The organism is Paraburkholderia sp. BR10937, assembly GCF_040965695.1.
Classification (GTDB): domain Bacteria; phylum Pseudomonadota; class Gammaproteobacteria; order Burkholderiales; family Burkholderiaceae; genus Paraburkholderia.
The window spans coordinates 1-25,363 of sequence record NZ_JBFRCL010000091.1; the positions used below are offsets into that span (position 1 = coordinate 1).

Below are 25,363 nucleotides of genomic sequence, written 5' to 3' on the forward strand. Positions count from 1 at the left end.
CGCGTGCGTTTCGTTGAAAGATCCAGGCCAAGACCGAGCTGTGTCATCGAGGAACTCCTTTAATTCGCGTTCTTCCAGGATAGGACAACGTGACTTCAACGCCAGGACTTTTGCAGACCTTCCCTAACTGATCCAGGTGAGCTGTGATGGCGCGTGGAATGTCATAAGTGATGCACACTGGTCCAAAAATCGCAAATCAATCTTCACGAATGGGCGCTTGCGCGTAGCAATGGCTGCCCCTTACTGTAGTGGATCGCAATCGTCCGGGCGTTGGTGACCTTACGTTGCGCGGTTTCGTGCAGACGGTTCATTCGACCTAGGCGCGACTTATTAACCTTGAATGCCAAAATTCTCGTATGAATCTGTGGAAATCCGTCAAGAGCGGGTATGTCCTCCTCGTTTCAATCAGCACGATGCTGTTCGCCGTGAATAGCGCGCAGGCACAGTCCGCGGCTCCCACCGTTAATGCGCGTGCGTGGGTTCTGATGGATGCCACCAGCAATCAGGTGCTCGCTTCCGAGAATGCTGACGCGCGAGTGGCGCCGGCATCCCTGACGAAACTCATGACCGCATATCTGGTCTTTAAGGCACTGCAGGATAAAAGAATTCGCATGGACGAAACGGTGCTTCCTGACGATGCTGTCCATTCCGTCGCGAAGGACGAGTCGAGAATGTTCCTCGAGGCAAACAAGCTCGTGTCTATACACGATCTGCTGTACGGCTTGCTTGTAGATTCCGGTAACGATGCTGCCATTGCCTTAGCCGAAGTCGTGGGTGGCACGCAATCACAGTTCGTCACCATGATGAACGCGCAAGCTCAGGCAATAGGGATGAGCCATACGCATTTCGCGAACGTGAACGGTATGCCCGACTCCAATCACTACTCGTCGGCTGGTGATCTTGCCATCCTGGCGAGCAGGGTCGTTCATGATTTTCCTCAGTATTACCCTATTTTCTCCACAAAGACCTTTTCATACGACAATATTCGCCAGCCAAACCGAAATCGACTGCTTTGGATCGACCGGACTGTTGACGGCCTGAAGACCGGCCATACCGCAGCTGCGGGCTACTGCCTTATCGCGAGCGCCCTACGACCGGTGCCCGGCAGCTACGGGCTGACTCGGCGTGTTATAAGCGTTGTGATGGGGGATCCTAGTGGGACGGATCGCGTGCGGGACAGCCTGAAACTGCTCGACTTCGCCTTCAACGCATTCGTGGAAGTCCCGTTCTATCAGGCAGGTCAAGTAGTTGAGAGTTCACGACTTTACGAGGGGAGAGAACTCAGCGTCAGGGTTGGCGTTCGGGATGCACTGACGTTGACAGTGCCTGCCGGTGATGAACGGGGTGTTGAGCCGAAAGTAACGATGATGTCGCCGCTGATAGCACCGTTAGCGGCGGGGCAGAAAGTAGGAAATGTCGAACTGATTTCGCGTAATGGACGGGTCTTGGCGAGTGCGCCACTCGTGGCGCTAGAGGCAATTCCACAGGCAAGCGTCCTGGCGCGTGCGTGGGACTTCATGCTGCTAAAATTCGATAGTATCGGTTGACGAGATGAACGCTGTTCCGGTCATGACCCACTCAACTATCGCGACAGTATTCGGCCGGTTTGCGCGACGCGAGCTCCGTCTGCCGGCCCTTTCAGTTCATCTATGCTTTTGCGTCATATCTAGTCCACGTCGGCAAGTTGCCCATTTCGCACAAGGTGTGCAATCAAAAGTGTTTTGCAGGGAGGGGCTTTCACGCGGTAAGTCGAAGACTATACTCGCAGACGCGATCAGCGAGTGCCGGTGACACACTGGCGCATTTTTCCCCAGTCGTTGTCGGCTGGGGATTTTTTTCGTAGATCCAGTGTTCTTCGTCTTAATCATGTGAGCCCGCACAAGGTACGTTCGGGTGCATGGCACGCGATAGCTTGCCTCGATCGGCTGAAGTCTGCTCAGGCTATCGAAGAATTTTTCAGTTGTGCAGCGGTATTCACTGTTGCGTTCACGATGCGTGGTACAGACCTGTGACGAAGAAGCCCGATCATATAATCGAGTCAGCGACGGAATATGTGCGCCAGCACTTCGGTCGGTTCCTTGGCGTAATTGAGCTTGTCGGCCTAGTCGTTATTGGTCTGGCGACGGCGTATGCAATTGGGAAAGAAGCCTGGAAGATCGTTCAGGCTCGCGATGTTTCGCTTACCGATCTTTTGTTGATGTTCCTCTATCTAGAGGTGCTGGCAATGGATCTGCGTTATCTTCGCTTGGGGCAGTTGCCGGTTCGATTTCCACTCTACATCGCCATGGCATCGCTTGCGCGCGATCTGATACTTCGCGGGATGGCTGACGGCTGGCTACAGTTGCTAACGACAACCATAGGGATAGCACTCATCGCAGCGAGCACACTCATTCTCAACATTGAGCAGAAGCGCGTTACGAGCGTGGGCGTGAGGGACGAATTCGAAGGCGAAAAACAGGAGTAGCGTTGTAGCCGATCGACACGGCGTCCTGGTACCGTACATATCAATGTCGCCAGTTAAAAATTCGTTTCATTAGTCGATTTTGCTGCCAGCGTTGCCGATGAGCGGCTTGAAGAGTCGTTCGGATTCGCGCGAACCGTCGTCAGTAAGTATCGCAGATTTTGCTTTGTTGACGGGATCGCCGATGAGGCCGCGCTCATAAAGACGATTGAGGGAACCCCAATAGAGGCCATGTCAGGCGCGGTTGTGCACATGCGGCCGAAGGCAAGTCGAGTGTTCAGGCTGCGATCGATATCGGTTCGGGGATCTGTCTGTGGGCTGCACTTAGTCATGCCAGTTAAAGTCCATCTCGTGGATCCTAGACGGCCCGAAAGTTACGCGCTGGAAGACCGCAGCAGTCTCGGTGTGTGCATCGCCGTGGACCAGGCACTCTCGGAATCGGTGTCGCGCTATGCGTTCCTGCTGGCGCGTGCCGGGGACGTCTTCGTCGGGATTCTGGCGCACGACTTGCGCGCGCCGCTCGGTGCCATTGCCATGTCCGTACAATATCTGCTGCAGGCAGACGAGCTTCCCGCACAGGTGTTGCGTGTCGGCGCGTGCGGCACCCGAATGCAACGCATGATCGCGGATGTGCTGGACTTTACCCGCACGCGTCTGGGTGACCTGCGTCCGGTTACCCTGGCGTCCTGTAACGTGGGCAACTTCTGCCAGCAGGCGATCGCGGACATCAAGACGATGCACCCGGACAGCGCGGCGTGGTGGCTCGTGGACGGTGACCTGTCAGGTAGTTGGGACCGCGGGCGGCTCGCACGGATGGTCACGAACCTCCTGCAGAACGCGCTTGATCACGGCCGGCCCGAGACTCCGGTTATCCTCACGATCCACGGTTCCAATGGCGTGGTCAACTTATCGGTGTTCAATGAAGGGGGAGCCCATCCCGGCCTCTGCATTGCAGGCAATCTTCGATCCGTTGACGCGCACTTCGTCTGACGATTCATCCCGTCGGGCTGGGGCAGGACTCGGGCTCGGGCCTGTTCATTGCGAGTCCGATTGCGACGGCCCACGTCGTAGACTTCAGGTGATTTCGGATAACGATGGCACGGCTTTTTTTGCCTCCTTTCCTCGCGTCGCGCTTGAGCCCGTTCGCGCTTGTGGCGCGCATTAAGTCTGCATGAAATCGCCGTGCTGCTGCTGCTCGCCTCCGCGCCTGTAGAAACGACGGCGGCCACGCCAGACTACCTGGCGCTGCAGAGTGCCGGGCTGGTAGATGTCGTGAATGCGCGCTTTTCGCTGACCGACTCGGGCACGGCGGCGCTCTGTCTGCTTGACAGCGCCTGAGTCCTTTCATCCGGCGGCGCGCACACCTCGATTTTGTGCACTCTGAACAAGCGTCACGTAGGCACATAATACCCACACAGATGTGCGTGCCAAACCATGCAGAATCAGGCGAGGCGGCTGATCATGCTTTGTCACTTTGTTCGATCAGTTGAATCCCGAAGTTAGTTTCGATGAGTTGAGGGATGCTGTGGGTGCTTACTACGATGTTTATGCCATTGAGAAAATGGGTTCCGAAAGGAAGCTTTTTTCGCAATGTTCCGCTTTCAGAGCGCCGCTTACGGATCAGGCATATGTCGTAGTGGTGGACAACGGTGTCTTCCGGATCGCCGCTGGCATCTCCGATGAGGGCGAGTACACACAATTCTATGAGGCGTATCTACAAGGGATCTGGCTGTCGTTGAGGCTCTATCAAATTCCGAGGGAAAAACTTGGAGATTGTCCGGATCAGGGGTGGCGTCCCAGCATATTGCGGGAGCGGCCCTGAAATACCTGTCGAGTCGGGGCAACACCGCGAATAGACGAGGGCGTACGACTCAGAAATTCGCTCGCCCCGGCCCTGAAAGCGGCCAATCTCCAGAGGCGTGGCGACGTGTCCGTGCCGCGGTTTAAAGGAAGTCGTGGTGTCGAATGCCGGACTGAGGATCTTTGGCACTCCTTCGATGACCGTCTCGATCGATCGCAAATGTAACGGGAACATTCGACGTTCGCGGTCCAGCATATGAACAATTTAGCGAGCAATGACTTGATGTAACATTCCGCAATTGTTCACTCCTGCGTACCGGGATTCCTCTGTGCCTGCGCGTCTGTTCCGCTCGGCGAATGGCGACCGCAACCGTTTCGTGACGCTTTATTACGGGATCGTCTTCAGTCTCCTGCTGGCCGCCGCAATGTTTTTGTATGAAGCACGCGTCATTGTTCAGGACAATCTCCGTGACGAGGAAGCGTTCGCGGTTCTCGGAGCCGCGACCTGGGTTCTCCACGACCTGGAGAGCGCTGAAACTGGACAACGCGGCTTTCTGCTTACAGGAAATGAAAGCTATCTGAATCCGTACCGTCAAGGCATGAACGACCTCGATGGCGCGCTGCTGCGGCTTAAGCAGATCGTCGGTGTTGATCCGGACTCGCTAGAGGTCGTTCGGCGTATCGAGCAGGTGAAGACGGAAAAGGTCGCGGAACTCACCCGAACCGTAGAACTCGCGCGCGCGGGGCAATGCCGTGCCGCCATTGCGCTCGTGCAGACAGACGAAGGCCGGCGTTACATGGACACGCTTCGTCTGGATCTCGGTCAGCTACTCGACGTGTGGCGCCAGAGGCGGCGTTCGGCCACGCGCGACGCACAGGAGAGAATCCAGCTGGAAACGGCTGCGCTAGCCGTTACGGCTGTGCTCGTCTGCGCACTAATGCTGTATGCGCTGTTCGTGCAACGTCGCGCCTTCGCCAGGATGCGCGCGTGGTCAGATGTACTTGACAGACAGGCGGCGCAGGATCCCCTGACAGGCCTTCCCAACCGTCGCAGGCTGCTCGCGGCCATCGCGGCCTTGACGGAGCACGCAGGTCCGGCGCGGGTTGCCTTGCTGTACATGGACATCGATGGATTCAAGCGCGTCAATGATGCATTGGGGCACAGTTCTGGCGACGCATTGCTGTGCCGGCTCGCTGAGGCGCTCCGCGGTGCGACGCGAGAGGCCGATGTACTTGCAAGGGTCGGCGGAGACGAATTTGTATTGCTTGTTAAGGATTGCGGCGATGACAGCCAGCTTCGCGATCTGGCGGGGCGTCTGATCGGCTGCGTACGTTCCGCAGGAGAGCGCGACTACAGCGGCCGTTTTCCTGTGGGCGTGAGTGTTGGAATAGCGACATTCCCCGATCGCGTGCAGAGTGTCGAGGAACTGCTCGATGTCGCTGATGCGGCGATGTATATAGCAAAGCGTATTGGCCGCTCAACCTATTTCTTCGGTTCGTCCCCGGAACCGCGTTGTGCGGAAATTTTGTGCCCCTCAAGCGATGGGGCCGAACTGAACGAATGAAACGTTGATAAGAGCGGCGGCTTATGCAAGTGGACACAATGCGGTATGGGTTTCCAGATTGTGATCTGAGATTCCGCTCGGCGCAGCGATAAAATTTGCCTCGGCCCCTTTGACCAAGTGAGCGGTCTCTTTTCATCCATTTTTATGCGGCTTTCGGGCCGCGTTTTTTTTGAAATGTTCATATCATTCAAATCGACGCTTTGGCAAGCCGCTTTGGGCAAATTACATTTGCACACTTGGTTATGTAGTTGAAGCTTTCGCTTGACGATAACTGACTCAGGGTACGATTGCGGTACTGCGGTCGAATCGACCTACCGCATCGCGGGAGAATGACATAGGTCTTTTGGTGGCGGCCATCACGGTCGCTCGCCGCGCAGTGCCGGTACGACGTTGATCCTTTCGAAAGGTAATTCAGTTTATGGTTGATCCAATGGCTTCCCTTTCGATCTTCTCGGATCGGATCATTTACACGGCGCCAGGTATCACGGCGAAGGCGACGTCCCGCCCCGCGATGGTGGTGGTCATTGGTACCTGGAACACGCTGCGGCTCGATACGATGGATGAGAGTCACACTGGGCGCGTCTTGCTGGTTGCCCCCAATGTCAGGCGCTCAATCGCGGCGCGTGATTCCGGGCTATATAGCGTCCAATTGGACTCGGCGAGCGAGCTTTGCCAGTGCCTGCTCAAACAAGTACTAAAAGACAAGCGGGTTGTCGATCTATCGAACAGGATGGATGATTTTATGATGCGAACCGCTGCAGCGGCTCTGAATGAACGACAAGACTGCGAAGTGGTGCGTATCGGCTCGCAGCGACTGCTCAAGGCGCTGTTTCCGGAGGCAGCAAGATCCCAATCGGCCGATGCCCGCGTCGACGCGGTTGCCTCCTGGCTTCGCACTCACGTGCCGGTACGCACGGATCCGCGTCGATTGGCCGGTATCTGCGGCCTTTCGGAGAGCCGCCTCGCACATCTTTTTTTACAAGAGACGGGTGTTGCGATTCGCGAATATCTGCTTTGGCTCAAGATGTGCAAAGCCGCAGAAATGTTTGTCGCAAATGTGACGCTCACCGAAATCGCACATTCGTCGGGATTCTCCGATCTGGCGCATTTGAGCAGGACCTTCAGGCGGTACTTCGATCTCAGTCCCTCGTTTCTCTCAAATCCCGAATCCGTACGCCTGCAAATAAGCAAGGAACCTTTCAACAACCGGGATTAAACTGGCATGAAGATGGCGCGCGAGACCCGTGTGTGAACAGGACAGCGTAACTTGGCCCTCGGCGCATCGCACATTTCAGGGCTTCGGTGGCTCCCTCTTCCTATTTCCCGGACGGGGCAAAATGGGAAACAGCAGTTTCATTCAAGGCGCTGCGTGCGGCTTGCGGCACAATCTAAATTAACCGAAAACGCGATTGCCTACGCACCATGACGGCGAAGGCTACGCATGAGCTTTGAGATTAGCTTACGTATCAAATTAGCTCTGTACTACTTGGCACGGGTACACGGACGCGCCTTTTCGGGTGTTGCGGAAGAACCGCCGGTCAATTCGTATGATATAAGAGGTATCGATATGACAACAGGTCGCCGCAACCGGATGGCAGGTGATGCGCAGTGGCTGGCCGATCATGAAATGGACTTGGCGCGAAGCGCTTCTCACATTGCGAGCATGCAACATGAAGAAAGCATTCAAGCGGCCGTGAAAGAAACCCTTCTCCAGTTTGAATCCGCGTACGGAAGCGCAGAATCTAAAATATTCATGCATGCACTCGTCAGGAAGCTGGAGGAACGGGGAAATCTCAGAGCAGTTGAAGTGCTTAGGGCATTTGTAAAGCGCGGTCAATCGCCCGGTACAACTCGGTAAACCATCGCTCCTTGTCCAGTCTGGAAAAATCGGATAGGTGTGCACTTGCCGAAGGGTAACTGGCAGAATAACGAGGACAATGTGATTCCATTGCTACACGAAGAGTCCGATCGGGGTGGTATACCCACTAACTTCCTTCAGACGTACTGATTAATGCCGCGTAATATGTTTAGGATTCGCATTCACCCAACGTGGTCGATGGTGTCATGCATGCGATTTTGTACGCCGCGCCATCGTCTGCATGGAAGGCAATGGAATTCGCGAATTGTTGGACAGCTCTAACTGAGATTCACGACGACGAGCAACATACTACTCGTCGTCACCACTCGCGAACGCATTTTCAGTTAATCAACGTTGCGCACTGTGGGTGCGTCAATATGGCAAAACGAATTACGTATGTAACCGGGGGAATGGGTGGTTTTGGAACCGCAATATGCTAGCGGCTCCATAGCGACGGGCTTACCGTTGTTGCCGGCTGTGGGCCAAACTCGCCGCGGCGCGAGCGGTGGCTGGGGAGCAGGCCCCGCTCGGTTTTAACTTCACTGCGTCGGAGGGGAACGTCGCGGACTGGGCGGAGGTCGCCTTCGCAAAGGTAAAGAGGGAGCTTGGTGAAATCGATGTGCTGGTTCGACGATTGTCTCGTGGCTAGCGAGTGACGAATAGGCGTTTGCAACTGGAGCAGACGTCTCGCTGAACGGCGGCCTTCACATCTATATCAATGTCCGATGAGCAATTGGTCCTTGCACTCGCAAATGGCGTCAGGGCCATCGTGCGAACTTCGTCCTCCTGGCGCGGAAGTTGGTGGTTGAGCTTCCACCCGCCTATGGCAAGGCTTTGCGTGGTGCGTAACACCCGTAGCAGGAGGCAGTCGGACATACCTGCGGAGGCTGACGTGGATCAATCTTGGCTGGGAATGGCTGTTGGCACGAGCGTACTTGTTGTCGCAGCGTTTGCGGTCATGGCGCACTACCGTCGTGAACGGCGCCGAGCCGATCTCCTGCGCAACCTTGATCACGACGACTGGTGGCAACGGCGCCAGACGCGACGTTAGGCATTTCAGGAAACATGGTTTCACATGCGCTTCAGCCTGCTATTTTGAGGCCGATAGGCCGTCCTCGGTTCGGTTCCGGCGCGCCCCGGCACATAGAAGGGAGTTTGGCGTCGGCCGTTATCGGTCAATGCCTGTTTCTTCTGTCCTGACGGCCTGCGCGCACTCCGCGGTCCGGTGGTGCGGCACGCTTTCTGCTGCGCCGTCTGGCGAGACTGCGCCTAGCGCATGTCCGGCACGGACCTTCGACCTAAGCGAGGCAGCCTTATGGGAGGGATGGACCATTTACACGCGGGCCTCCCGGCGGCGCGCGGCACTCAAGAGCCGTACGGACGCGAGCGCGGCGCAGGATTCAGCGCTGCGATCCTGGCGGCCGCAGCGGTCGTCGGTTTGCATAATTTTGTTCCCGCCGCGGCGCCGACAGCTGAGGGTGCTAGCCGTCTACGAGAACAAATTTACGTCAAGAAATTTTGCATGAAATTGTTCCTTTGACGGACGTTTGAAGCAATTTTGTATTTTTCCCGACGCCTCGGCCAGACTTTGGATGAAATCCAGCGCTGTCTAAAATGTCGTCACGTCGCTTAACCCTCGGGCGCTTCCGTCGCTTTGCAGCCGTCAGTCAGGCTGTTCTCCCGCTCTGCAAGAGCCGGCTGGCGCGCATTCAGTCCTTTCCGCACTGTCGGACGCCGTAACAGCAGATGCCGGTTAAGATCGGTACAGGCTGGGCAGCCGTTTGTACTCGGACAAGGATTGGGAACAAATTTATGCAAAATTCGGGAACAGTTCTATGCAAACCAACGGCGGTCAACGAGATGTTTGTTCATATTCCCATAAATTTTACATAAATATAATGATCGAAGTTTAGTTAGTTTTCGTTTGTATTCCTATATATTACGTATCGGCGCGCTACCAGTTCTATAGCTTCGGGCATTTCAGTCCTGTAGCGCCACCGCATGGAAGCCACCGTGCGGCACGACCTCATCAAACGCGCCGGTCATGAATGGCGTTTCACCTTGCTGGTCACATAGCGCCAGATCCTGGCACCAGTTAGGCGCAACTCGCCGTGTCTGTCAAAATAGCGGTTTCCGTTCGCCAGCTACTGCGCACCCCATACGCCTTCGCGGGCCGCATGTTGCCGCCAGCGTCCGATCAATAGTGTCGAAAACGGCAAACGGAAATCAACATCCTGGCGATCGCAGGGAAAACGTTACAGCGGGCACGACATGGCACACAAGCGATGCGAACAATGCGGCAACCAGACGCCGCCCTGGGACACCATCCACTGCGGTTCTGGCGATGGCCACTATGAGTTACTCTGCACTTCGTGCTTCAATGCCAGGATTGCCGAGTCCGCCGGATTCACCGATTTCGAGAACGTTCGGCTTGATCCCATCGAGCTGATTGACTGTGAGGGGGACGCTCACCAGTTCCATTTCCAGCTCCGGCTCCTGGGCGCCCGGATTGCGCTGGATGGCTTCGAGCTTCGAGGGGAGCTTCCCGCCGGTTACCGGTTCCAGCTGATCGGCGAAGCCGACGACGATGTGTTCGTGCTGCTCGGGCGCCTCGTCGAAAAGATTCGCCGCGCGCTGTCGGTCAGGCACATCGATTTTCATGAGCGCCAGATCGTTGACAGCACGGTGCGCGGGCGTATCGAATGGGACGAATCGCAGTCGGGACACTTGCCACTCGTGGTGGTCGACGGCAAGGAGGTCCCATGGGCCGAACTTGGCAGAATGCTCATGAGCATGGAAGGATGGCAATTCCGGCTAGATATCGCTGACCCCAGCGAGGAACTTTGAGTCGCGGCGCCGGCGTGGTGAGCGGCTATCCGTTGCCGTTGTGCGCGGTTTGAAAGCCGGGTCGCTCGAACGTTACACCGCTATCGGAGGAGAATCATGGTCGCAGTCAGGCACGACGATCTTTCCATGGCCTTTGACTTTGTCAGCTACGCGGCGCCAATGGAGCATAACGCGTATGTCTCGCTCGATACGGGCAAGGTCTGGTGGACTTCTGATTCCAGTGATGCGTTTGACGAAGAGATTCCGGACGACCTTGAAACTTCCGATCGCTACCTTGCGATCCCGCACAAGAACGACCTTGATCTGGGAAGGCGTCTCGCCCTGCGCTTTGTCGCACAGGAGTTACCGGCATGTTACGACCAGGCCGAAGGATTTTTCCGGCGGCAAGGGGCGTATGCGCGCTTCAAGGATTTGCTGGAGCGTGAAGGCGTTCTCGAACGCTGGTATTCCTTCGAAGCCGATGCTGTCGAAAGCGCGCTGAGGCAGTGGTGTGCCGAAAACGGTCTTGAGCTTGTGCAGACGTGAAGAATGCTGTCAGCTTTCGCGGTGCCAGGCGCGCCACCCCCTTTGGTCAAAAGTGGACGTTCCGGTGAGGCGACGCACGCCGGGTTGCTCGACCGGCTACTGGCCATGCGAAAATCCGTGACTCCACATCGCCAGGAGCGGGCGCACATGACGTCTGGTATCGCGTGAAGAGGGCATTTGTTCCGACGGCAGAGCAGCAGGCCGTGATCGACGCGGCGCTGCGCCTCGGGAACCTGAAGGTCAAGGCCTTCGCAGGCGCGGGCAAGACTTCCACGCTCCAGCTCGTGGCCGAACACTTCGGCCAGCGGCGCGGCATGTACCTCGCGTTCAACCGGGAAATCGCGGCAAATGCAGCCCGGCGTTTCTCGCCTCACGTCGACTCGCGGACGATGCATTCGCTGGCGTGGGCCAGCGTGAGTCCTTCGCTGAGAAGCCGGGTGAGCCTTCAGGGCGAGCCGCCGCATGAACTGGCGGCGCGTTACGGGCTTGGCCCGCTGGAAGTGCGCACGGTGACGGGCAAGGCCGTCGAGCTTGCGCCTTTCGAGATCGGGCGGATGATTGCCGACGGGCGGGAAAGGTTCTGCCGGTCCGCGGATATCCAGCCGGCAACCCGGCATATTGTTGTCGATGAAAAGATCGACGAAGCGGTGGCCGCGCAACTGCGCACGTATCTGCTGCCTTACATCGGACACCTGTGGGAAGAGGGCGCGGCAGCGCGCGCCGTGGGCGCCATTTCGCCGGATGTGCTCCTGAAACTCTGGGCGCTCTCGGAGCCACGCATCGAAGCCGACTACCTACTTTTCGACGAGGCGCAGGACAGTGACGGGGTGATGCTTTCGGTCCTTGGCCAGCAGCACCACGCGCAGATCATCTACGTGGGCGACCCTTACCAGCAGATCTACGAATGGCGGGGCGCGGTCAATGCGATGGCGCAGATCGACGCGCCCGAGTGCGCGCTTACGGAATCGTTCCGTTTTGGCGCCACGTTCGCGGCGCTCGCCAGCCGCCTGCTTGCACTGCTCGGTGAGCGCACGTCCATCCGGGGACAGGAAGCCATCGGCTCGATCATGGTGGAAGATTCCGCGCTGGCACCGCCGGTCGACGCGATCCTGTGCCGGAAGAACGTCACGGCGATCTGGCAGTTCGCTGCAGGACTCGAGGCGGGACATCGTCCGGCGATCCGGATGAGTCCGGCCGAGATCCTCGCCTACGTTGACGGCGCAGACCGGCTGCTGGCCGGCCAGCGTGCGTTCCGCCCGGCGGCGTTTTCGCTGTTCGAGACCTGGAGCGACGCACAGGCGTTCGCGCGCAGCGCATTTGGTCAGGACCTGCTGCCGGTCGTGCGGATCGTCGACGAGCTGGGTACCGGCTATCTGCGGGCGCTGGCGCAGCGCTCGGCGACGGAAGACGCGGCTGACTATGTGATCTCAACCGTCCACCGTGCCAAGGGACTCGAATGGAAGCGGGTCAGGGTGGCCAGCGATTTCCGCCTGCGCGGTGCCGATGGCAGCCCGATGCCGGACGACGATGAACTCCGGCTCCTTTATGTGGCCGTGACCCGGGCACAGCATGTCCTCGATATCTCGGCGTTGCGCGACGAGCTGCTGCGGCTTTTCAATCTTCGGCGCTAGAACGCGGCGGCCCGTCACGGTGAAAATTGTTGCGGGGGCCCTGCATCGGGCTGAGCGGGTTGGCACGGTCGAACGGACGCCGCGTTTGTCGCTCGCCCGCTGCGCCACGCGGCCGGGAACCGCCAAAGAAAACGCCCACGTTGTTCACGCAGGCGTTTCCGTGGCCCCGCTACCGCGCCCCACTGAACGGGGTTTCCCGTCCGTTACTGCTTCAGGGCCGGCTTCCGCGCGGCTCATGTCTAGTATAGGACGCGCGGCGGAAGATCCAAGCTGGCTGAAAATATAGAGTCGGACTCGCACACAAAAGCTTTATCTCTCGTGTCCAGGATGGAAGCGGGTCAAGGTGGGCAATGATTTCCGCCTGCGCGGTGCCGACGGCAGCCGGATACCGGACGAGGATGAGCGTCGCCAGGTCTATGTGGCGGTCACCGACGCTAGTACCTGCCGGTGAAAGCGACGCGCGCGTCGCCCGGCGATGTTTACACGGTGCCGTCCGGCAGGTCAGGACGCAGTTCGGCCTCGATCTGATCGATGGTCGGCAGCCCAGTCTCCAGCGAGGGCGGCACCTCGCGCATCAGTTGATACTCAGCGACGCCCATTGGCTTGGCCACGCCGCGCAGCGCATATTCCGCCACGAGCCGGTTCTTTTCCTTGCACAGCAGCAGGCCGATAGTCGGCTCGTCCTCAGGCGCCTTGACCTGCGCATCGATTGCGGACAGGTAGAAGTTCAGCTGGCCCGCATATTCGGGCTTGAACGGCGTCGTTTTCAGTTCGACGACGATATAGCAACGCAGCTTGAGATGGTAGAAAAGCAGATCAACAAAAAACTCGTCGCCGCCCACCTCCAGCCGGTACTGGCGCCCCACGAACGCGAAGCCGGCGCCCAGTTCGAGGAGGAAGCGCGTGATGTGCTGGGTGAGCGCACGCTCGATGTCGCGCTCCTGGGCGTTCTCGGTCAAGCCGAGGAAGTCGAAGATATACGGATCCTTGAGCACGTCGCGCGCGAGATCGGATTGCGGTGGCGGCAACCGCTCCGCAAAATTGGTGACCGCATTGCCAGCGCGTGCGTGCGCGGCCGTCTCGATCTGCATGACCAGCACGCTGCGCGACCAGCCGTGTTCGAGCACCTTGGCAGCATACCAGTCGCGATGCGCGGTACCTTTGACCTTGTCGAGCAAGGTGCAAAGATGGAACCACGGAATTTGTGCAGCAGGCTGCTGCACAAATTCCGGATCCGGCCATGCTTGCGCAAGCGCGCGCATGTATTTCAGGTTGCGTGGCGAGAAACCGCGCATGTCCGGGAACGCGGACTTGAGGTCGCGCGCCAGCTGATCCACGACGGCGGCGCCCCATCCTTGTTGCTGCTGCCGCTGGAGAATATCGCTCCCGATCTGCCAGTACAGCTGGATCAGCTCCCGGTTCGCACTGGCGGCTGCGCGCTGGCGCGCGCGCTCGACGCGTTGTTTCAGTTCGGAAAGCCAGCGACGATAGTCGTCGCTCCCGGCGAGGTTGGTGAGGTCATTTGTCATGCATTGCGGGCGCTATGCACCGGTCGTCGGACCATCGAAGGTCAATTATCCTGTTGGCGGCACGTAGCCGGCAAGGCCGTTGGCCAACTAGTCGAAGCCGGATTATAGCATCGCACCCCATCAAAAACTTCGATAATCTTTATTATGTTAAATCCAATAGCCATCGTAAATAGATAGCATTGAAGCGTATTCCGCACCGACCCCCGTCAGGCCGTCGCCGCTATTCCCGGTGAATCTTCCATGCGGGCGACGGTGCGACCGTTCGCCTGATCGAGGGTTTTAGTGACCTGTTTCCAGCAGTCCTAAGCTGAGGTCGTTGCGGCTGGCAACGTCGGTCGCAACGACCCATCGCCGGACTCGTGCGTCGCGCTCAACCGCTTGCCCCTTCAGTCCCTCTTACGCTGCGCATTCAACACTCAGCCCCCCGCACTGTTCGGATGGAGGTTTCGCGGGGTAGCCCCATCCGAACATGCCGCGCGTCTGGACGGCCCACCGCCTTTCACGGGTTACCCAACACCATGCAAAAAACCCTCGGACTTGCCGTTGCCACCCTGCTCGCCGTCGCCGCCATTGCGCTGTGGACCCTGCTCGCCCGGTTTGAACCATCCATCAAGTCCACCATCGAGACGGACGGCGCGCTTGCGACCCAGACGCAGGTGCTCGTGGGTAGCGTCGAATTCTCGCCCTTAACCGGCGTGGGCGCGCTTGATGGATTTACCGTGGGCAACCCCACTGGTTTCTCTTCGCCCTACGCCGTCGTGGTGGACCGTATCGCCTTGCATGTGGAGAGCGGCTCACTTCTCTGCGGCGGCCCTGTCATTGTTGATTCCGCCACAGTGATCGCACCGCAGATTACTTACGAGGCACAAAGTCCCACCGACACCAGCAACCTGGAGACCATCAAGAACAAAGCCCAAGCCTATTCCGTCACCCCGGCCGCCAACCAGGACGGCAGCAACGCGCGCAAGGTCATCATCCGCAACCTTACCGTCATGGGCGGCACGCTATCACTTGACATTCACCTGCCCGGAGGCGCGCTTACGGTACCCCTGCCTACGCTGCATCTCGCCAATATCGGCGTGACCACGAACGGCGCCACTCCGCCGGAGATCATCGGTGCCGTGTGCGAGGCGCTCGCGGACGAGGCGAAAAAGGCGGTCACCGAGGCCATCGCCCAGAAGCTCAAATCCGTTATCAGTATGCTCAAGCCGCCCGTTGGTGCGTTGCCAAAGCTGCCTTCCCCTCCGTCCCTGCCATCGCCTCCGTCGCCTCCGTCCCTGCCATCGCTGCCCCCCCACCCGGCCTACCCTTGCCGCCCCCGCCTGGCTTTTAGGGCAACCCTAAGTTCCCCACTTCCCCGCACTCATCACGCGGCCGCAAGTCCGCGCGATGGCTGAATATTGGCGCCCTTTGGGCGCTTTTATTGGCTTCATAATGTAGTCGCTAAAATATATTGAAGAATGCGATTTTTCGACTATATCTTCGTGCATGGCATCCAGAACCGGCACCGCTCATGTCGTCACTACGTCGCGCACCTACAAGGGCGAGGTGTACCGCACACACCTGCTGCGACGTAGCTACCGCGAGGACGGCAAGGTCAAGAACGAGACGCTGTGCAACCTCTCGCATCTGCCCGAGTCGCTGGTCGAGATCATTCGGCGCTTGCTGCAGGGCGAGACGTTCGAAGTCACCGGCTCCCTCGCACACGGCCATGTGCACGCCGTGGAGTTGGCCATGAAGCGTCTGGACTTCGCGTCGCAGCTAGGCACCAAGCCCTCACCTGAGCGCGAACGGGTGTTGGCGATGTTGGGCTTGCGGGCCAGGCGGTGTCCGACATAGAGGCAGCGTGAGTCTGATCCAGGCTCTTACGTTGAACTGCGGGAACCTTCGGTGGCGATGTAAAGCGAAAGGCACAAGCTCGAAAGGCGAGGCCGGCAGTAGCGATGCGCCACCAAGGGGCGGAGCAGCTCGTAGTAGTGTCGAAGCCGCTGTAATGGCGGCGGAGCGAAGGGGCTGAATTATCCAGGCATTGGGTTGTGTCAACCGCGTAGGCGGGAGGAGGACAGCACAATGACCAAGTCGTATGACATTCCTAAGGCGCTTGTCTGGGAAGCGTATCAAAGTGTTAAAGCAAACGGAGGATCGGCAGGCATAGATCGCGAGACTCTGGAGAATTTCTAGAGCCGCCTAAGCAAAACGTACGCGATCATGGCACCGAGCAGAAACGGCGTCAGGACGGGACGCAGGATCCACAGCAGGACGCCAGCCGACAAGGCAACGGCCCCCCAGAACAATGATTGGCGATGAGGCAATCATAGGTACGACCTTTCGGCGTTAAAGCATCTGTTCGGCACGCGAGCGGCGCCGCAAACTGGGTTGACCGCATGCGCTGCCTTTACCCTGCCCTGATCGCCACGCATTTGCGGGCACCGCATGGCGACAGCGGCAACACACCCGCAGTCCACATATGTGATATTATCATCACTCTTGGTTAGGTGGTCAACTATGGTCTGATCTGCCCTCTTCCGCGGCATGCGTTGCCGCTCGCAGGACCGCACTATCTCCGATATGGAACCGCTTGCCAGCCGGTGAAACCAGTGAAACCGGTTTACTGAACTCCCTCCCGTCCGGCTGCACGCATGCCGAATACCTGACGACAGCTACCCATTCGTATATTTTCCCGCCACGCGGCATCGCCTTGATCTGTTCAACCAGGCCGCGGGGTTCCCGCGGCCTTTCCCAAAGGTCGCCGTAGTAGCGACATTTCTGATCCACCGACGCCAGCACCATGAAACCACCGTTCGAGTCAGTGGCCGGAGCGCCCACGACTGTGGTCTCGATTGACGCATCGGTAGCCGCATTGGCATGGACCATTATCGGCAGGAGCAGCGCGGCAAGTGACTTCTTCATTGATGCCTCACTGGAGGGTTGCATCTGTTCTGGGGCGGCCACGTGAACCGATGAAGTTCAGTGCATCTGCTCGCTATTCAGTGCGAGCAGGCGCTCAAGTTCCAGCAGGGCCTCGCCAAGCAGGTCGATGGCGCCGTTGGGCGTGGACGCCGTAGCAGCACTGCGAAGCGCGGCCCGTACGATCTGGTGAGCGCTTTCTGGTCTTGCTTTACCGATCTTCGCGATGAATTGCTTTTCCATAAGTACTCCTTCTCTGGACAATAAGAATCCGGCACCTGATGGATGAGGTGACGGCGGGAAGTATATGCGCCGCAGACCTTGAATCGCCGCTCGAAATTGTCTGTTTCCATCTTGCCAACGAACGCGGCGATGGGCTGGTCCGTGCGAGCTTCTGACGTTGCGCCCGGAGGAACTGTTCGTTGCCGCGCAGTTGCTTGTCAGTGGTTAGTCATTCGATAGACTCTCGCTCAACGAACTGGCGGCAGGACACTGTGCTGCGCCAGCACGTTATTTCAGAAATCCGCGTCCTTTTGTATCGGACGCGCTAGTGGAGAGACCATCATGGCAAAAGGCGAGAAAGTTCATTCCAGGTACCGTTCTCGCGTCTGTGCTATCCGTACCGGCTGTCTCATTCGCACACAGCACTGGCTCGCCAATGATCGAACAAGTGCGTGTTCCGGTTCGGCAGCAGGGTGCAAGCTACCTGGACAGAACAACCGCCGCCGCAGGCTATCCGATGGACTTTGCGTGCGCCAAGGCGCGGATGCAGGCCCAACAACAGGCGTTTGAACAATTTGGGGCGCGAGAGGTTCGTCCGCAAAGCATTCGTCAGTGCAACCCGTTTCCGGCAGCAGCGTGATATCGGATATTTGAAGTTAGCGGCGCGACAGTTCAGGTGGCCGGTTTCGCAGGCGGGCGAAGTTAACGTGATTCCTCAAAAACCAGAAGATAACCATGAAACAACTTTATTTTGTAGCGTTCGTTATCCTTAGCAGCTCGTCAGTATTCGCCCAAAGCGTAACGTGTCAGCAGCTCGCTTCGCAGCAGCCCTCGTCACAGCAGCTCTCGTCGCAGCAGCTGGCACAGGCAACGTCTCAAGCCCGGAGCCAGCTTTCGTCACAGCAGCCTTCGTCGCAGCAACTGGCGCAGGGAACGTCTCAAGCCCAGAGCCAGCTTCCATCACAGTTGCCGACACAGCTCCCTAAACTGCCGACGCCCCCCTCGTCACCGCTTCCGCAATTCCCCCAATAGAACTGATAGAAGCTGTTCGCGGCCGCGAAGTCCTGCGCAAATGCACACGACACTCGCGGCCGCTATGGATGTTTGTCTTGCAGTTGCCTCTTTCATCGACCACCCGACGAACACCGGCGGGGCAAACGAGACGTGGCAACACGGCGACGACCTGTGGCCGCGCCTGGCGTTGACTGATATCGCCTCCCTGGTGCTCATATTCGCCCTCGGCGTCGAGCCGAAGCAGGTCCTGCGACATTCTTCTCGATGCTTGCAGGGATCACCCTTCGGTTCTGGCGCATCCGGCGCCATCCGTCATGTTCAGTCAGTTGATGCCCGAAGGCATCACGCTCACGGTCAACGGGGCATCTAAGGAGTCCCAGGATCGCTCCCGACATCAAAAGTGAACTCATGTTCGCCATCCTGAAGCGGCCCCGTGCCGCGGATATCCCTTTGTCGAACCTGCGAACGGTTTTGCTCCGTGCACCGCACCGGGGTGCCTCCCCAATGGGCGTGGCGGGGCTGCGGGCGGGCCGTCCCGTGGCAGCTCTTCAGGCGCAACGAGCGTATCGGCCGCCCGGAATACTGCGGAGCGGCGTCGAGGCGTAGCGCCGATCTTTCCGGCTAAGGCGCAGCGACGACGGCTCCCGCACTATCTGGCGACGAACGTTGCATACCCGGAAACAATGAATTTATGTAAGCCGTTTGAGATACGCGGATAAGAAGATTACGCTCCTCAAGACCATAGGAAGAAAGATCCCCAGATTCTCCCGAGGTCGTTTCCAGATAATCCGCGTCATTGTCTCCGACGCCCAAGATAGGAAGTTCATCATGGCGAACGCATCCATGGCCGTTTTCACGGTCGTGTCAGTCCTCCCTCTTTCCACTGTCAGATCCGCAGAGAACAACGATCCTTTGGCGCGTGAACTGGCGCGCAAAGCCAGCGTTCAACTGCAGCAGGCGGACTGCGAACGCATCGATGGCTATTCGCCCAGTCCTGCGGACATGCACGTGACTTTGGCGAGCCTGGCGGCTCGACAGCAGGCGTTCAGCAGAGCCAGCGCAGTGAAATACGATTCATCGGTTTCCGGCGCAACGACTGCGTCTCGCCTGGCCTCCTATCGTTCGATTTATCAGGAAAGTTGATTGGACGTCGAAGCGCGCTATAGGCAAACCTTTCCAGTCTTGTCACGTCTTGCGTAACGCGACGCCGGTGTAGGACGTCGAACAAAACTGTGCTTCCGTCAGCTGCATCGGCACGTCTGGAAGTTAGTGGTCCTTTGCGTTCCTGTCTGGAATCACCAGCCGTTGTGCGACGGATCGCGACTATACCCGCTTCATTGAATAGGGACACTGCTGTGCGATTGAGGACAGTTATACATTTTTTGGCAACTATAGCCGCATGCTTGTGTGGCAGTGCGCAAGCGCATACGCGCATCGGGGTAGTGGTAGGGGTGCCGCCTCCGGTCATGATCGCGCCCGCGCCGATGTTCTACGCAGCGTCATCCCCCGTCGTCGTCCAATCGATCCAGCCATCGCCGACGACCGCGTATGTTGAAAAGGCCCAGGAAAGTCCGGCGGTGGGTTCGTGGTGGTATTGCCCAGCGACGAAGAAATATTACCCATACGTCAAGGAATGTTCGAGCGGTTGGGTAGAGGTGCCTGCTAAACCGGCCGGGACGAAATGACATGACTAGGAACAATTTGATTTCCCTGATTCCGAGCGCGAAACGGGGCTTATTCGTCGTAGTTGCCATGACTATCGCAACCGGTATCGTCGCGCTCGCCGGTTGCGCTGCCACGCCGATGGCCCCCACAGTGATGGCGCTGCCCGGCACCGGCAAATCGTTCGAACAATTCCGCAGCGACGACGCGATGTGCCAGCAATTCGCTTCCGGGCAGACAGGCGGCGCCAACAATCAATCGGCCTCAGGAAGCAGCGCGCTCGGCGGTACGGCCGTCGGCACCGCGCTTGGTGCGGCCGCCGGTGCCGCGTTCAACGGCCGCCGTGGCGCGGCAGTCGGTGCAGGTATGGGTTTGCTCGGTGGCAGCATGATCGGCGCCGGCATAGCACAGCGCGCCGCCACCAGCCTTCAAACTCGCTATGACCAGGCGTACATTCAATGCATGTACGCAAATGGCGAGCGTGTGCCAGTCCCGGGCGTCGCCGCTGTATCTCAGACTCGCGACGAAGCACCGCCACCTCGGCCGGCCTACAATGCGCCACCTCCGCCGGCCTACGACATGCCCCCGCCACCGGGTTACTTGTGAGTGTCCTGTTGGGGTATTCGTACCTTTCGTGCAATTTCTGGCGGTCCTGTCGAAAAAGTCCTTATAAATCCGCGCCTTGAGTTCCTTCTTTTCGTGCCTTGCTGACTTACCAGTAAAGCCCCGTCGTGCGGGGCGTCAGAGGTCGCAAACGCCAGAAATTGCACGAAAGGTACGAATACCCTGATTGCGAAGTGTGAAAGCCGGTTGTTGCTTATGCTTCACATCTGACCGACTGCATATGGAACTGCCGCACCACACCGTCCGGAATCCACGCGCTTGATATCGCTACGCGCGGCGTCACGCCCCGACGCTTCAGGTCGGCCTTCGCCGCCAGTTGCCGACGACGTGTACGGGCACACAGTGTCACATTTCAGATTCACTACTTTCTCGCGCAGGGATATTTCCCCCTATCTGCTTAACCACCAGCCCCACGAAACACACTAAATGCGCGAGCGCCGAACCAATGAAATCGCTGTCCGCGCTCGTTTCACGTTCAGGGGCGAGGAGGCCGCGAGCCTCGCGGCTGATGTGTACGACGTAGCTCATTGGGTTTCCTGGTCGATTCCCCGCCCAGCACGTGAAACTGCTTTTCCGTAATCCGGCTTATCGCGGCATCGCCCGTTTTCATCGCGCGCAATCCGGTTTCCTTGCGTTAGCCGCGTGCGTAATCCAGGCAAGGACCAGCGCTCGCACTCCATCCCAAGCCACCGCCCGAATCATTTTGGTGCCTGATGTCCGGGCCACCCGCCCCTCACCGGCTCGCCACCTCCGAGACGATCCGCGCCGCGGTCCACGCCCTGTTCACCGTCGCGTGCAGGCTGGTGTCGGCGCCAGACGCGCACTTGCCCAAGATCATCTCAGCGCAAAACGTCTGCACGCCGGCATAGCGTTGGGACCCCATGCTCGCGCCCGATGAGCGAATGCGGCGTTCGCGATAATCCTCCTATCGCGGGTGCCTCCTGCAGGACCCAAACGGGAGCGCACGGGCCCTCAGCGCATCCGTGCCCGCAGGCGTGACGCGGCCACGGCCACCCATCGCCCCGGCCAGTCCGATTTCGTAGCATTTGCAGCGCGTGGATTTGCTCATCGTGTTCGGTTCACAGCCCCTTAGGCGGGGCACAACGCGTGCGCGCGTCGGCCGAGACACAGCAAAGGTGCCGCAGAAGGATGCCCAATGCCCCAACCTGTTCTCAAAAGCGTAACGCCAATGCAATTGTGAAGATAAAGTATTTTTTTATCACGCTCCCAGACTGCTCCCAGAGCGGCCGCAAAAGGTGGCAGCGCTCTCCCGAAAATTCACCCAGTACTACCAAACGGTTGAAGCCGCCCGCAAGCATGTTCTGGAACAACTTCACCCGCGTGCAACAGTACCCGCTGTGAAGGCGATCGATCTTGACCTCTCGAAATCGTTTTACACGACGCAACATCGGGTCGATTGACTGAACCGCTCTAGTTCGATATCTTTATATAACGAAATCGTTTTCGGTAGAGAAGCCGCCGAAAGCTTCACCGTATGCCCGCCCACTCGCAAATCCGCGCCGACTCACGAGCCCGCATGCGATGACGGCGATGCTGACTTGAACGGAGAATTCATGTCTATCGATTTTCAGATCATCGACCACGCCATTGCCTATATCGTCATAAATCGACCCGAACGGCACAATGCCCTCGATGTCGAACACGACCACGCTCTCGCGAGCGCCTTGCAACGCTTCAATGAAGATCCGCAGCTAAAGGTCGCAATCCTGTCCGGGGACGGTGAACGTGCCTTTTGCACGGGCGCCGACATCGGCGACTATTTGCCGTACCGGCGTGAGATCGCGGCAAGCGACGCGCCGACAGCGACGATCAGCTTTGGTGGACTCACGGGCGCCCAGGACGTGACCAAATCGACGATTGCCGCCATCGATGGCTTCTGCATCGCGGGTGGACTGGAACTGGCCCTCGCCTGCGATATTCGCATTGCGACACCCGAATCGAAATTCGCCTTGCCCGAAACCAGGCTGGCGATCCTTCCCGGAGGCGGCGGCACGCAGCGGCTCGCGAAAGTCACGGGCCTCGGCGTCGCCATGAGGATGATCCTCACAGGCGATACGTTCGACGCGAACTTTGCGCTCAACCACGGCCTCGTCACCGACCTGGTATCGAAAGAAGAACTGGAGCAAAGCGCGCTCACGATCGCCCGCCGGATCGTCGCCAATGGCCCACTCGCCATTCTTGCCGCGCGCCGCGCCGTCATCGCAAGCTGTGAACTCGCCCTCGAAGACGGTCTGCTCCTGGAAGCAAAATTGCAAAGGGAACTACTGTTGACCCACGATTCGTATGAAGGCGTCGCCGCTTTTTCAGAGCGGCGACCGCCCGTCTATACGGGAAGTTGATATCAGCAAGCGGGCGTCGATCAGGGGCTTTGAGGAAAGCGCCTGGCGCCTGCGAACGGCTCGAGCCATTTCACCGCACAGTTGGTATAGATCTCCGTTTGAGGACGCGGCAGCCCGTCCAGGCTGTCGAGCGTACCGGCCTTCACGATCACCTGCCCCGGCATCATCGCCACCTTCGTGATGACGGGCGCCCCGCACTGTCCGCAAAAGTGGCGATATGACGGCTGTCCACTATCGCCCCGATCCTCGAAGACCCTGGTCTCACCTTGTTGCTCATAGTCGGCTTCACTGACAAAAAGATTGAAAGAGAAGAGACTGCCACTTTGCTTCTGGCAATGCGTGCAATGGCATACGGCGGCTGCATGGGGCTCGGCCCTCAACACATAACGCACGGCGCCGCACAGGCAACCCCCTTTTCGATACTCCATGATTCGCTCTCCTGACTCATATTCAACTGTCGATGCCGCTTTCAGGCGGCACCGGCGACGCGTACGAGTTTGCGGTTGAGGAATTCGCCGATGCCTAGTTCTGAAAGCTCGCGCCCGAAGCCGGAATTCTTGACACCGCCGAAAGGCAATCCGGGCGAGTCGGCGAAGCAGGAATTGATGTACACCATCCCTGCCTCCAGGCGCGACGCGACTAGCTTCGCATGCTCGACGTCCGTGTCGAAGACGAAAGCACCCAGTCCATACTTGCTGTCATTCGCCAGTTCGATGGCCTCCTCTTCGCTGTCGACCACATAGAACGAAAGCACCGGGCCGAACGCCTCTTGCTGATAGAGCGGATTGTCTTTCGCGATATCCGTGATGATCGTCGGCTCGAGATAGAAACCAGGCCGTGCAACTCGCTTGCCGCCATGCACGATTCGTGCGCCGGCCGCTTGCGCCTCCTCGATCTGCTTGAGAAGACCTTGCAGCGCGCGTTCGCTGACGAGTGGGCCAAGCACGGTTGACTCGTCAGTGGGGTCGCCCACCTTGATCGCGGCAAACTGAGCCGTCAACGCTGCCAGCATTTGATCGCCGCGCTCCTCGCCCACTACGATGACGCGCTTGATGTTGACGCAGCCCTGGCCCGAATTGAACGTGCGGCCCATCACGCATTGTTCGATCGCGAGGTCAAGAGACGCCCCTTCCAGAATCAGCGCGGGATCGCTGCCGCCCAGCTCGAGAATCGCCTTCTTGAGATTGCGTCCCGCGCGCTCCCCGACGGAGGTGCCTGCGCGTTCGCTGCCCGTCAACGCGACGCCACGCACGCGGAAATCCTCGATCAGCCTCGCGATCTGATCGACGCTGCAAAAGAGGTTGGTGTACACGCCTTCCGGCGCACCCGCCTCCTCGAACAGCCGCGCGAACGCAAGCGCGCACAGCGGTACGTTTTCAGCGTGCTTCATCAGCACGACGTTGCCGGCAATCAGTTGCGGCGCGGCCACCCGGGCCAACTGGTAGTACGGAAAATTCCACGGTTCGATCGCGAGAAGCACGCCGATGGGCTCCGCGAGCAGCGTGGCGCCAGGCTCGCCAGGCACCGGTTGCGGCACGAGAAACTTCTCGCCGTTGGCCGCGTAGTAGTCGAGGATATCCGCGACCAGATCGACTTCCATGTAGCTGAAGCGCGTGACCTTGCCCATTTCCAGTGTCGGATAACGCGCGTATTCGTCGCGCTTCTCGCGCAGGATCTTGGCGGCCCGTGCGACGATCCCTGCGCGTTCGCCCACCGGTCTGAACTTCCAGTCTTCGCGATACCGCTTGTCCGCTGCCCCCAGCGCTGCAAAGACCTGCTCGTCCGATTGCAGCGGATATTCCTTGACGACTTCTCCGTTCGCCGGATTGACAGTAACAAAGCTCATGTTGATTGACTCCTTATTGAGGGTGTTTTTCAAAAGATCAGCGTCATGTGTTCATTGATGCGCATTCATCTCGTGGACAAGCGAAGGAACGAGCTCAAACAGATCGCCGACCAGGCCGTAATCGGCCACGTTGAAGATCGGTGCTTCTTCGTCCTTGTTGATCGCGACGATAACCTTCGAGTCCTTCATGCCGGCCAGATGCTGGATCGCGCCCGAGATGCCGACCGCCACGTACAGTTGCGGCGCGACGATCTTGCCGGTTTGACCGACCTGAAAGTCGTTCGGCACATAGCCCGCGTCGACTGCCGCGCGCGAGGCGCCGAGCGCTGCGTTGAGATTGTCCGCGAGCGGCTCCAGCACCTTCGTGTAGTTCTCGCCGCTGCCGAGACCCCGGCCACCCGAGACGATGATCTTCGCGCTCGTGAGTTCCGGACGGTCGAGCTTCGTCACTTCACGGCCGACGAACTGCGTGAGACCGCTGTCCGCTGCCGCGTCGAGCTTCTCGACCGCTG

The 25,363-nt window shown here is 58.8% G+C and carries 24 protein-coding genes and 3 pseudogenes; 18 read left to right on the forward strand and 9 right to left on the reverse strand.

The features are described from left to right. The first annotated feature begins 356 nt into the window (after positions 1 to 356). A complete protein-coding gene (locus tag AB4Y44_RS39995) occupies positions 357 to 1,547 on the forward strand; it encodes a D-alanyl-D-alanine carboxypeptidase family protein (RefSeq protein ID WP_368702600.1) in 1,191 nt (396 codons plus the stop codon). Between the two features lie 461 nt (positions 1,548 to 2,008). After that, positions 2,009 to 2,464 (forward strand): phosphate-starvation-inducible protein PsiE, encoded by a 456-nt coding sequence (locus tag AB4Y44_RS40000; protein WP_368702601.1) that lies wholly within the window; start codon positions 2,009 to 2,011, stop codon positions 2,462 to 2,464. Between the two features lie 69 nt (positions 2,465 to 2,533). On the opposite strand, the pseudogene AB4Y44_RS40005 reads toward AB4Y44_RS40000, so the two are convergent. Next, positions 2,534 to 2,683, reverse strand: a pseudogene (locus AB4Y44_RS40005) (DUF6429 family protein); the annotation flags it as partial. Between the two features lie 108 nt (positions 2,684 to 2,791). On the opposite strand from AB4Y44_RS40005, the gene AB4Y44_RS40010 reads away from it, so the two are divergent. From AB4Y44_RS40010 to AB4Y44_RS40055, 10 genes and pseudogenes are all read left to right on the forward strand, one after another. Beyond that, positions 2,792 to 3,451 carry a sensor histidine kinase gene (locus tag AB4Y44_RS40010; RefSeq protein WP_368702602.1) on the forward strand — a complete coding sequence of 220 codons (660 nt, stop codon included), beginning with the start codon at positions 2,792 to 2,794 and terminating at the stop codon, positions 3,449 to 3,451. A gap of 192 nt (positions 3,452 to 3,643) precedes the next feature. After that, the gene (locus AB4Y44_RS40015; protein WP_368702603.1) at positions 3,644 to 3,799 is read left to right on the forward strand and encodes a hypothetical protein; all 156 of its coding nucleotides are present in this window, start codon (positions 3,644 to 3,646) and stop codon (positions 3,797 to 3,799) included. A 136-nt stretch (positions 3,800 to 3,935) separates the two neighbouring features. Further along, on the forward strand, positions 3,936 to 4,283 hold the full coding sequence (locus AB4Y44_RS40020; protein ID WP_368702604.1) for a hypothetical protein: 348 nt from the start codon (positions 3,936 to 3,938) through the stop codon (positions 4,281 to 4,283). A 307-nt stretch (positions 4,284 to 4,590) separates the two neighbouring features. After that, positions 4,591 to 5,826 (forward strand): diguanylate cyclase, encoded by a 1,236-nt coding sequence (locus AB4Y44_RS40025; RefSeq protein WP_368702605.1) that lies wholly within the window; start codon positions 4,591 to 4,593, stop codon positions 5,824 to 5,826. Positions 5,827 to 6,256: 430 nt separating this feature from the next. Beyond that, positions 6,257 to 7,042 (forward strand): helix-turn-helix transcriptional regulator, encoded by a 786-nt coding sequence (locus tag AB4Y44_RS40030; protein WP_368702606.1) that lies wholly within the window; start codon positions 6,257 to 6,259, stop codon positions 7,040 to 7,042. Positions 7,043 to 7,267: 225 nt separating this feature from the next. Further along, positions 7,268 to 7,684 carry a hypothetical protein gene (locus tag AB4Y44_RS40035; RefSeq protein ID WP_368702607.1) on the forward strand — a complete coding sequence of 139 codons (417 nt, stop codon included), beginning with the start codon at positions 7,268 to 7,270 and terminating at the stop codon, positions 7,682 to 7,684. Positions 7,685 to 8,061: 377 nt separating this feature from the next. Beyond that, positions 8,062 to 8,312 (forward strand): annotated as a pseudogene (locus tag AB4Y44_RS40040) (SDR family NAD(P)-dependent oxidoreductase); the annotation flags it as partial. A 1,643-nt stretch (positions 8,313 to 9,955) separates the two neighbouring features. Then, entirely contained in the window at positions 9,956 to 10,531 is a 576-nt protein-coding gene (locus AB4Y44_RS40045; protein ID WP_368702608.1) for a hypothetical protein, read from the forward strand. Between the two features lie 96 nt (positions 10,532 to 10,627). Then, the gene (locus AB4Y44_RS40050) at positions 10,628 to 11,056 is read left to right on the forward strand and encodes a hypothetical protein (RefSeq protein WP_368702609.1); all 429 of its coding nucleotides are present in this window, start codon (positions 10,628 to 10,630) and stop codon (positions 11,054 to 11,056) included. A 164-nt stretch (positions 11,057 to 11,220) separates the two neighbouring features. Next, positions 11,221 to 12,687, forward strand: a complete 1,467-nt coding sequence (locus tag AB4Y44_RS40055) for a UvrD-helicase domain-containing protein (RefSeq protein ID WP_368702610.1) — start codon at positions 11,221 to 11,223, stop codon at positions 12,685 to 12,687. A 479-nt stretch (positions 12,688 to 13,166) separates the two neighbouring features. On the opposite strand, the gene AB4Y44_RS40060 is transcribed toward AB4Y44_RS40055, so the two are convergent. Then, positions 13,167 to 14,216 (reverse strand): YhcG family protein, encoded by a 1,050-nt coding sequence (locus AB4Y44_RS40060; protein WP_368702611.1) that lies wholly within the window; start codon positions 14,214 to 14,216, stop codon positions 13,167 to 13,169. Between the two features lie 518 nt (positions 14,217 to 14,734). Between AB4Y44_RS40060 and AB4Y44_RS40065 the strand changes: the two genes are divergently transcribed. Continuing rightward, positions 14,735 to 15,613: a hypothetical protein gene (locus tag AB4Y44_RS40065; RefSeq protein WP_368702612.1), complete on the forward strand. Its 879-nt coding sequence runs from the start codon at positions 14,735 to 14,737 to the stop codon at positions 15,611 to 15,613. A 91-nt stretch (positions 15,614 to 15,704) separates the two neighbouring features. After that, positions 15,705 to 16,055 carry a hypothetical protein gene (locus AB4Y44_RS40070; protein ID WP_368702613.1) on the forward strand — a complete coding sequence of 117 codons (351 nt, stop codon included), beginning with the start codon at positions 15,705 to 15,707 and terminating at the stop codon, positions 16,053 to 16,055. 353 nt (positions 16,056 to 16,408) lie between these two features. Here AB4Y44_RS40070 and AB4Y44_RS40075 read toward each other — a convergent pair. From AB4Y44_RS40075 to AB4Y44_RS40085, 3 genes and pseudogenes are all read right to left on the reverse strand, one after another. Continuing rightward, a pseudogene (locus tag AB4Y44_RS40075) lies at positions 16,409 to 16,528 on the reverse strand (AI-2E family transporter); the annotation flags it as partial. A 187-nt stretch (positions 16,529 to 16,715) separates the two neighbouring features. Beyond that, positions 16,716 to 17,126 (reverse strand): hypothetical protein, encoded by a 411-nt coding sequence (locus AB4Y44_RS40080; RefSeq protein ID WP_176369013.1) that lies wholly within the window; start codon positions 17,124 to 17,126, stop codon positions 16,716 to 16,718. 57 nt (positions 17,127 to 17,183) lie between these two features. Next, a complete protein-coding gene (locus AB4Y44_RS40085) occupies positions 17,184 to 17,366 on the reverse strand; it encodes a hypothetical protein (protein ID WP_342922313.1) in 183 nt (60 codons plus the stop codon). A 415-nt stretch (positions 17,367 to 17,781) separates the two neighbouring features. Here AB4Y44_RS40085 and AB4Y44_RS40090 point away from each other — a divergent pair, with 415 nt between their 5' ends. The 3 genes from AB4Y44_RS40090 to AB4Y44_RS40100 all read left to right on the forward strand — a co-directional run bounded on the left by AB4Y44_RS40090 (position 17,782) and on the right by AB4Y44_RS40100 (position 20,627). Next, entirely contained in the window at positions 17,782 to 17,985 is a 204-nt protein-coding gene (locus AB4Y44_RS40090; RefSeq protein WP_342922314.1) for a hypothetical protein, read from the forward strand. A gap of 1,202 nt (positions 17,986 to 19,187) precedes the next feature. After that, entirely contained in the window at positions 19,188 to 19,502 is a 315-nt protein-coding gene (locus tag AB4Y44_RS40095) for a hypothetical protein (protein ID WP_368702614.1), read from the forward strand. Between the two features lie 609 nt (positions 19,503 to 20,111). Continuing rightward, positions 20,112 to 20,627: a YMGG-like glycine zipper-containing protein gene (locus AB4Y44_RS40100; protein WP_368702619.1), complete on the forward strand. Its 516-nt coding sequence runs from the start codon at positions 20,112 to 20,114 to the stop codon at positions 20,625 to 20,627. Between the two features lie 363 nt (positions 20,628 to 20,990). Here the strand turns inward: AB4Y44_RS40100 and AB4Y44_RS40105 are convergent, their stop codons facing one another. Continuing rightward, a complete protein-coding gene (locus AB4Y44_RS40105; protein WP_368702615.1) occupies positions 20,991 to 21,173 on the reverse strand; it encodes a hypothetical protein in 183 nt (60 codons plus the stop codon). Between the two features lie 1,046 nt (positions 21,174 to 22,219). Between AB4Y44_RS40105 and AB4Y44_RS40110 the strand changes: the two genes are divergently transcribed. Further along, positions 22,220 to 23,005 carry an enoyl-CoA hydratase/isomerase family protein gene (locus AB4Y44_RS40110; protein ID WP_368702616.1) on the forward strand — a complete coding sequence of 262 codons (786 nt, stop codon included), beginning with the start codon at positions 22,220 to 22,222 and terminating at the stop codon, positions 23,003 to 23,005. Positions 23,006 to 23,025: 20 nt separating this feature from the next. On the opposite strand, the gene AB4Y44_RS40115 is transcribed toward AB4Y44_RS40110, so the two are convergent. From AB4Y44_RS40115 to AB4Y44_RS40125, 3 genes are all read right to left on the reverse strand, one after another. Then, positions 23,026 to 23,433: a GFA family protein gene (locus tag AB4Y44_RS40115; protein WP_342922316.1), complete on the reverse strand. Its 408-nt coding sequence runs from the start codon at positions 23,431 to 23,433 to the stop codon at positions 23,026 to 23,028. 41 nt (positions 23,434 to 23,474) lie between these two features. Further along, a complete protein-coding gene (locus tag AB4Y44_RS40120; RefSeq protein ID WP_368702617.1) occupies positions 23,475 to 24,851 on the reverse strand; it encodes an NAD-dependent succinate-semialdehyde dehydrogenase in 1,377 nt (458 codons plus the stop codon). A 51-nt stretch (positions 24,852 to 24,902) separates the two neighbouring features. Next, a partial coding sequence (locus AB4Y44_RS40125) for an electron transfer flavoprotein subunit alpha/FixB family protein (protein ID WP_368702618.1) occupies positions 24,903 to 25,363 on the reverse strand: 461 nt, incomplete at its 5' end.

What these genes read in the sequence shown, in the direction of transcription:
- AB4Y44_RS40105 (WP_368702615.1), bottom strand. Translation starts at nt 21,173, where the DNA reads ATGAGCTACGTCGTACACATCAGCCGCGAGGCTCGCGGCCTCCTCGCC.
- AB4Y44_RS40100 (WP_368702619.1), top strand. Translation starts at nt 20,112, where the DNA reads ATGACTATCGCAACCGGTATCGTCGCGCTCGCCGGTTGCGCTGCCACG.
- AB4Y44_RS40030 (WP_368702606.1), top strand. Translation starts at nt 6,257, where the DNA reads ATGGCTTCCCTTTCGATCTTCTCGGATCGGATCATTTACACGGCGCCA.
- AB4Y44_RS40035 (WP_368702607.1), top strand. Translation starts at nt 7,268, where the DNA reads ATGAGCTTTGAGATTAGCTTACGTATCAAATTAGCTCTGTACTACTTG.
- AB4Y44_RS40060 (WP_368702611.1), bottom strand. Translation starts at nt 14,216, where the DNA reads ATGACAAATGACCTCACCAACCTCGCCGGGAGCGACGACTATCGTCGC.
- AB4Y44_RS40120 (WP_368702617.1), bottom strand. Translation starts at nt 24,851, where the DNA reads ATGAGCTTTGTTACTGTCAATCCGGCGAACGGAGAAGTCGTCAAGGAA.
- AB4Y44_RS40010 (WP_368702602.1), top strand. Translation starts at nt 2,792, where the DNA reads ATGCCAGTTAAAGTCCATCTCGTGGATCCTAGACGGCCCGAAAGTTAC.
- AB4Y44_RS40050 (WP_368702609.1), top strand. Translation starts at nt 10,628, where the DNA reads ATGGTCGCAGTCAGGCACGACGATCTTTCCATGGCCTTTGACTTTGTC.
- AB4Y44_RS40065 (WP_368702612.1), top strand. Translation starts at nt 14,735, where the DNA reads ATGCAAAAAACCCTCGGACTTGCCGTTGCCACCCTGCTCGCCGTCGCC.
- AB4Y44_RS40085 (WP_342922313.1), bottom strand. Translation starts at nt 17,366, where the DNA reads ATGGAAAAGCAATTCATCGCGAAGATCGGTAAAGCAAGACCAGAAAGC.
- AB4Y44_RS40095 (WP_368702614.1), top strand. Translation starts at nt 19,188, where the DNA reads ATGGCGAACGCATCCATGGCCGTTTTCACGGTCGTGTCAGTCCTCCCT.
- AB4Y44_RS39995 (WP_368702600.1), top strand. Translation starts at nt 357, where the DNA reads ATGAATCTGTGGAAATCCGTCAAGAGCGGGTATGTCCTCCTCGTTTCA.
- AB4Y44_RS40045 (WP_368702608.1), top strand. Translation starts at nt 9,956, where the DNA reads ATGGCACACAAGCGATGCGAACAATGCGGCAACCAGACGCCGCCCTGG.
- AB4Y44_RS40090 (WP_342922314.1), top strand. Translation starts at nt 17,782, where the DNA reads ATGATCGAACAAGTGCGTGTTCCGGTTCGGCAGCAGGGTGCAAGCTAC.
- AB4Y44_RS40080 (WP_176369013.1), bottom strand. Translation starts at nt 17,126, where the DNA reads ATGAAGAAGTCACTTGCCGCGCTGCTCCTGCCGATAATGGTCCATGCC.
- AB4Y44_RS40115 (WP_342922316.1), bottom strand. Translation starts at nt 23,433, where the DNA reads ATGGAGTATCGAAAAGGGGGTTGCCTGTGCGGCGCCGTGCGTTATGTG.
- AB4Y44_RS40110 (WP_368702616.1), top strand. Translation starts at nt 22,220, where the DNA reads ATGTCTATCGATTTTCAGATCATCGACCACGCCATTGCCTATATCGTC.
- AB4Y44_RS40070 (WP_368702613.1), top strand. Translation starts at nt 15,705, where the DNA reads ATGGCATCCAGAACCGGCACCGCTCATGTCGTCACTACGTCGCGCACC.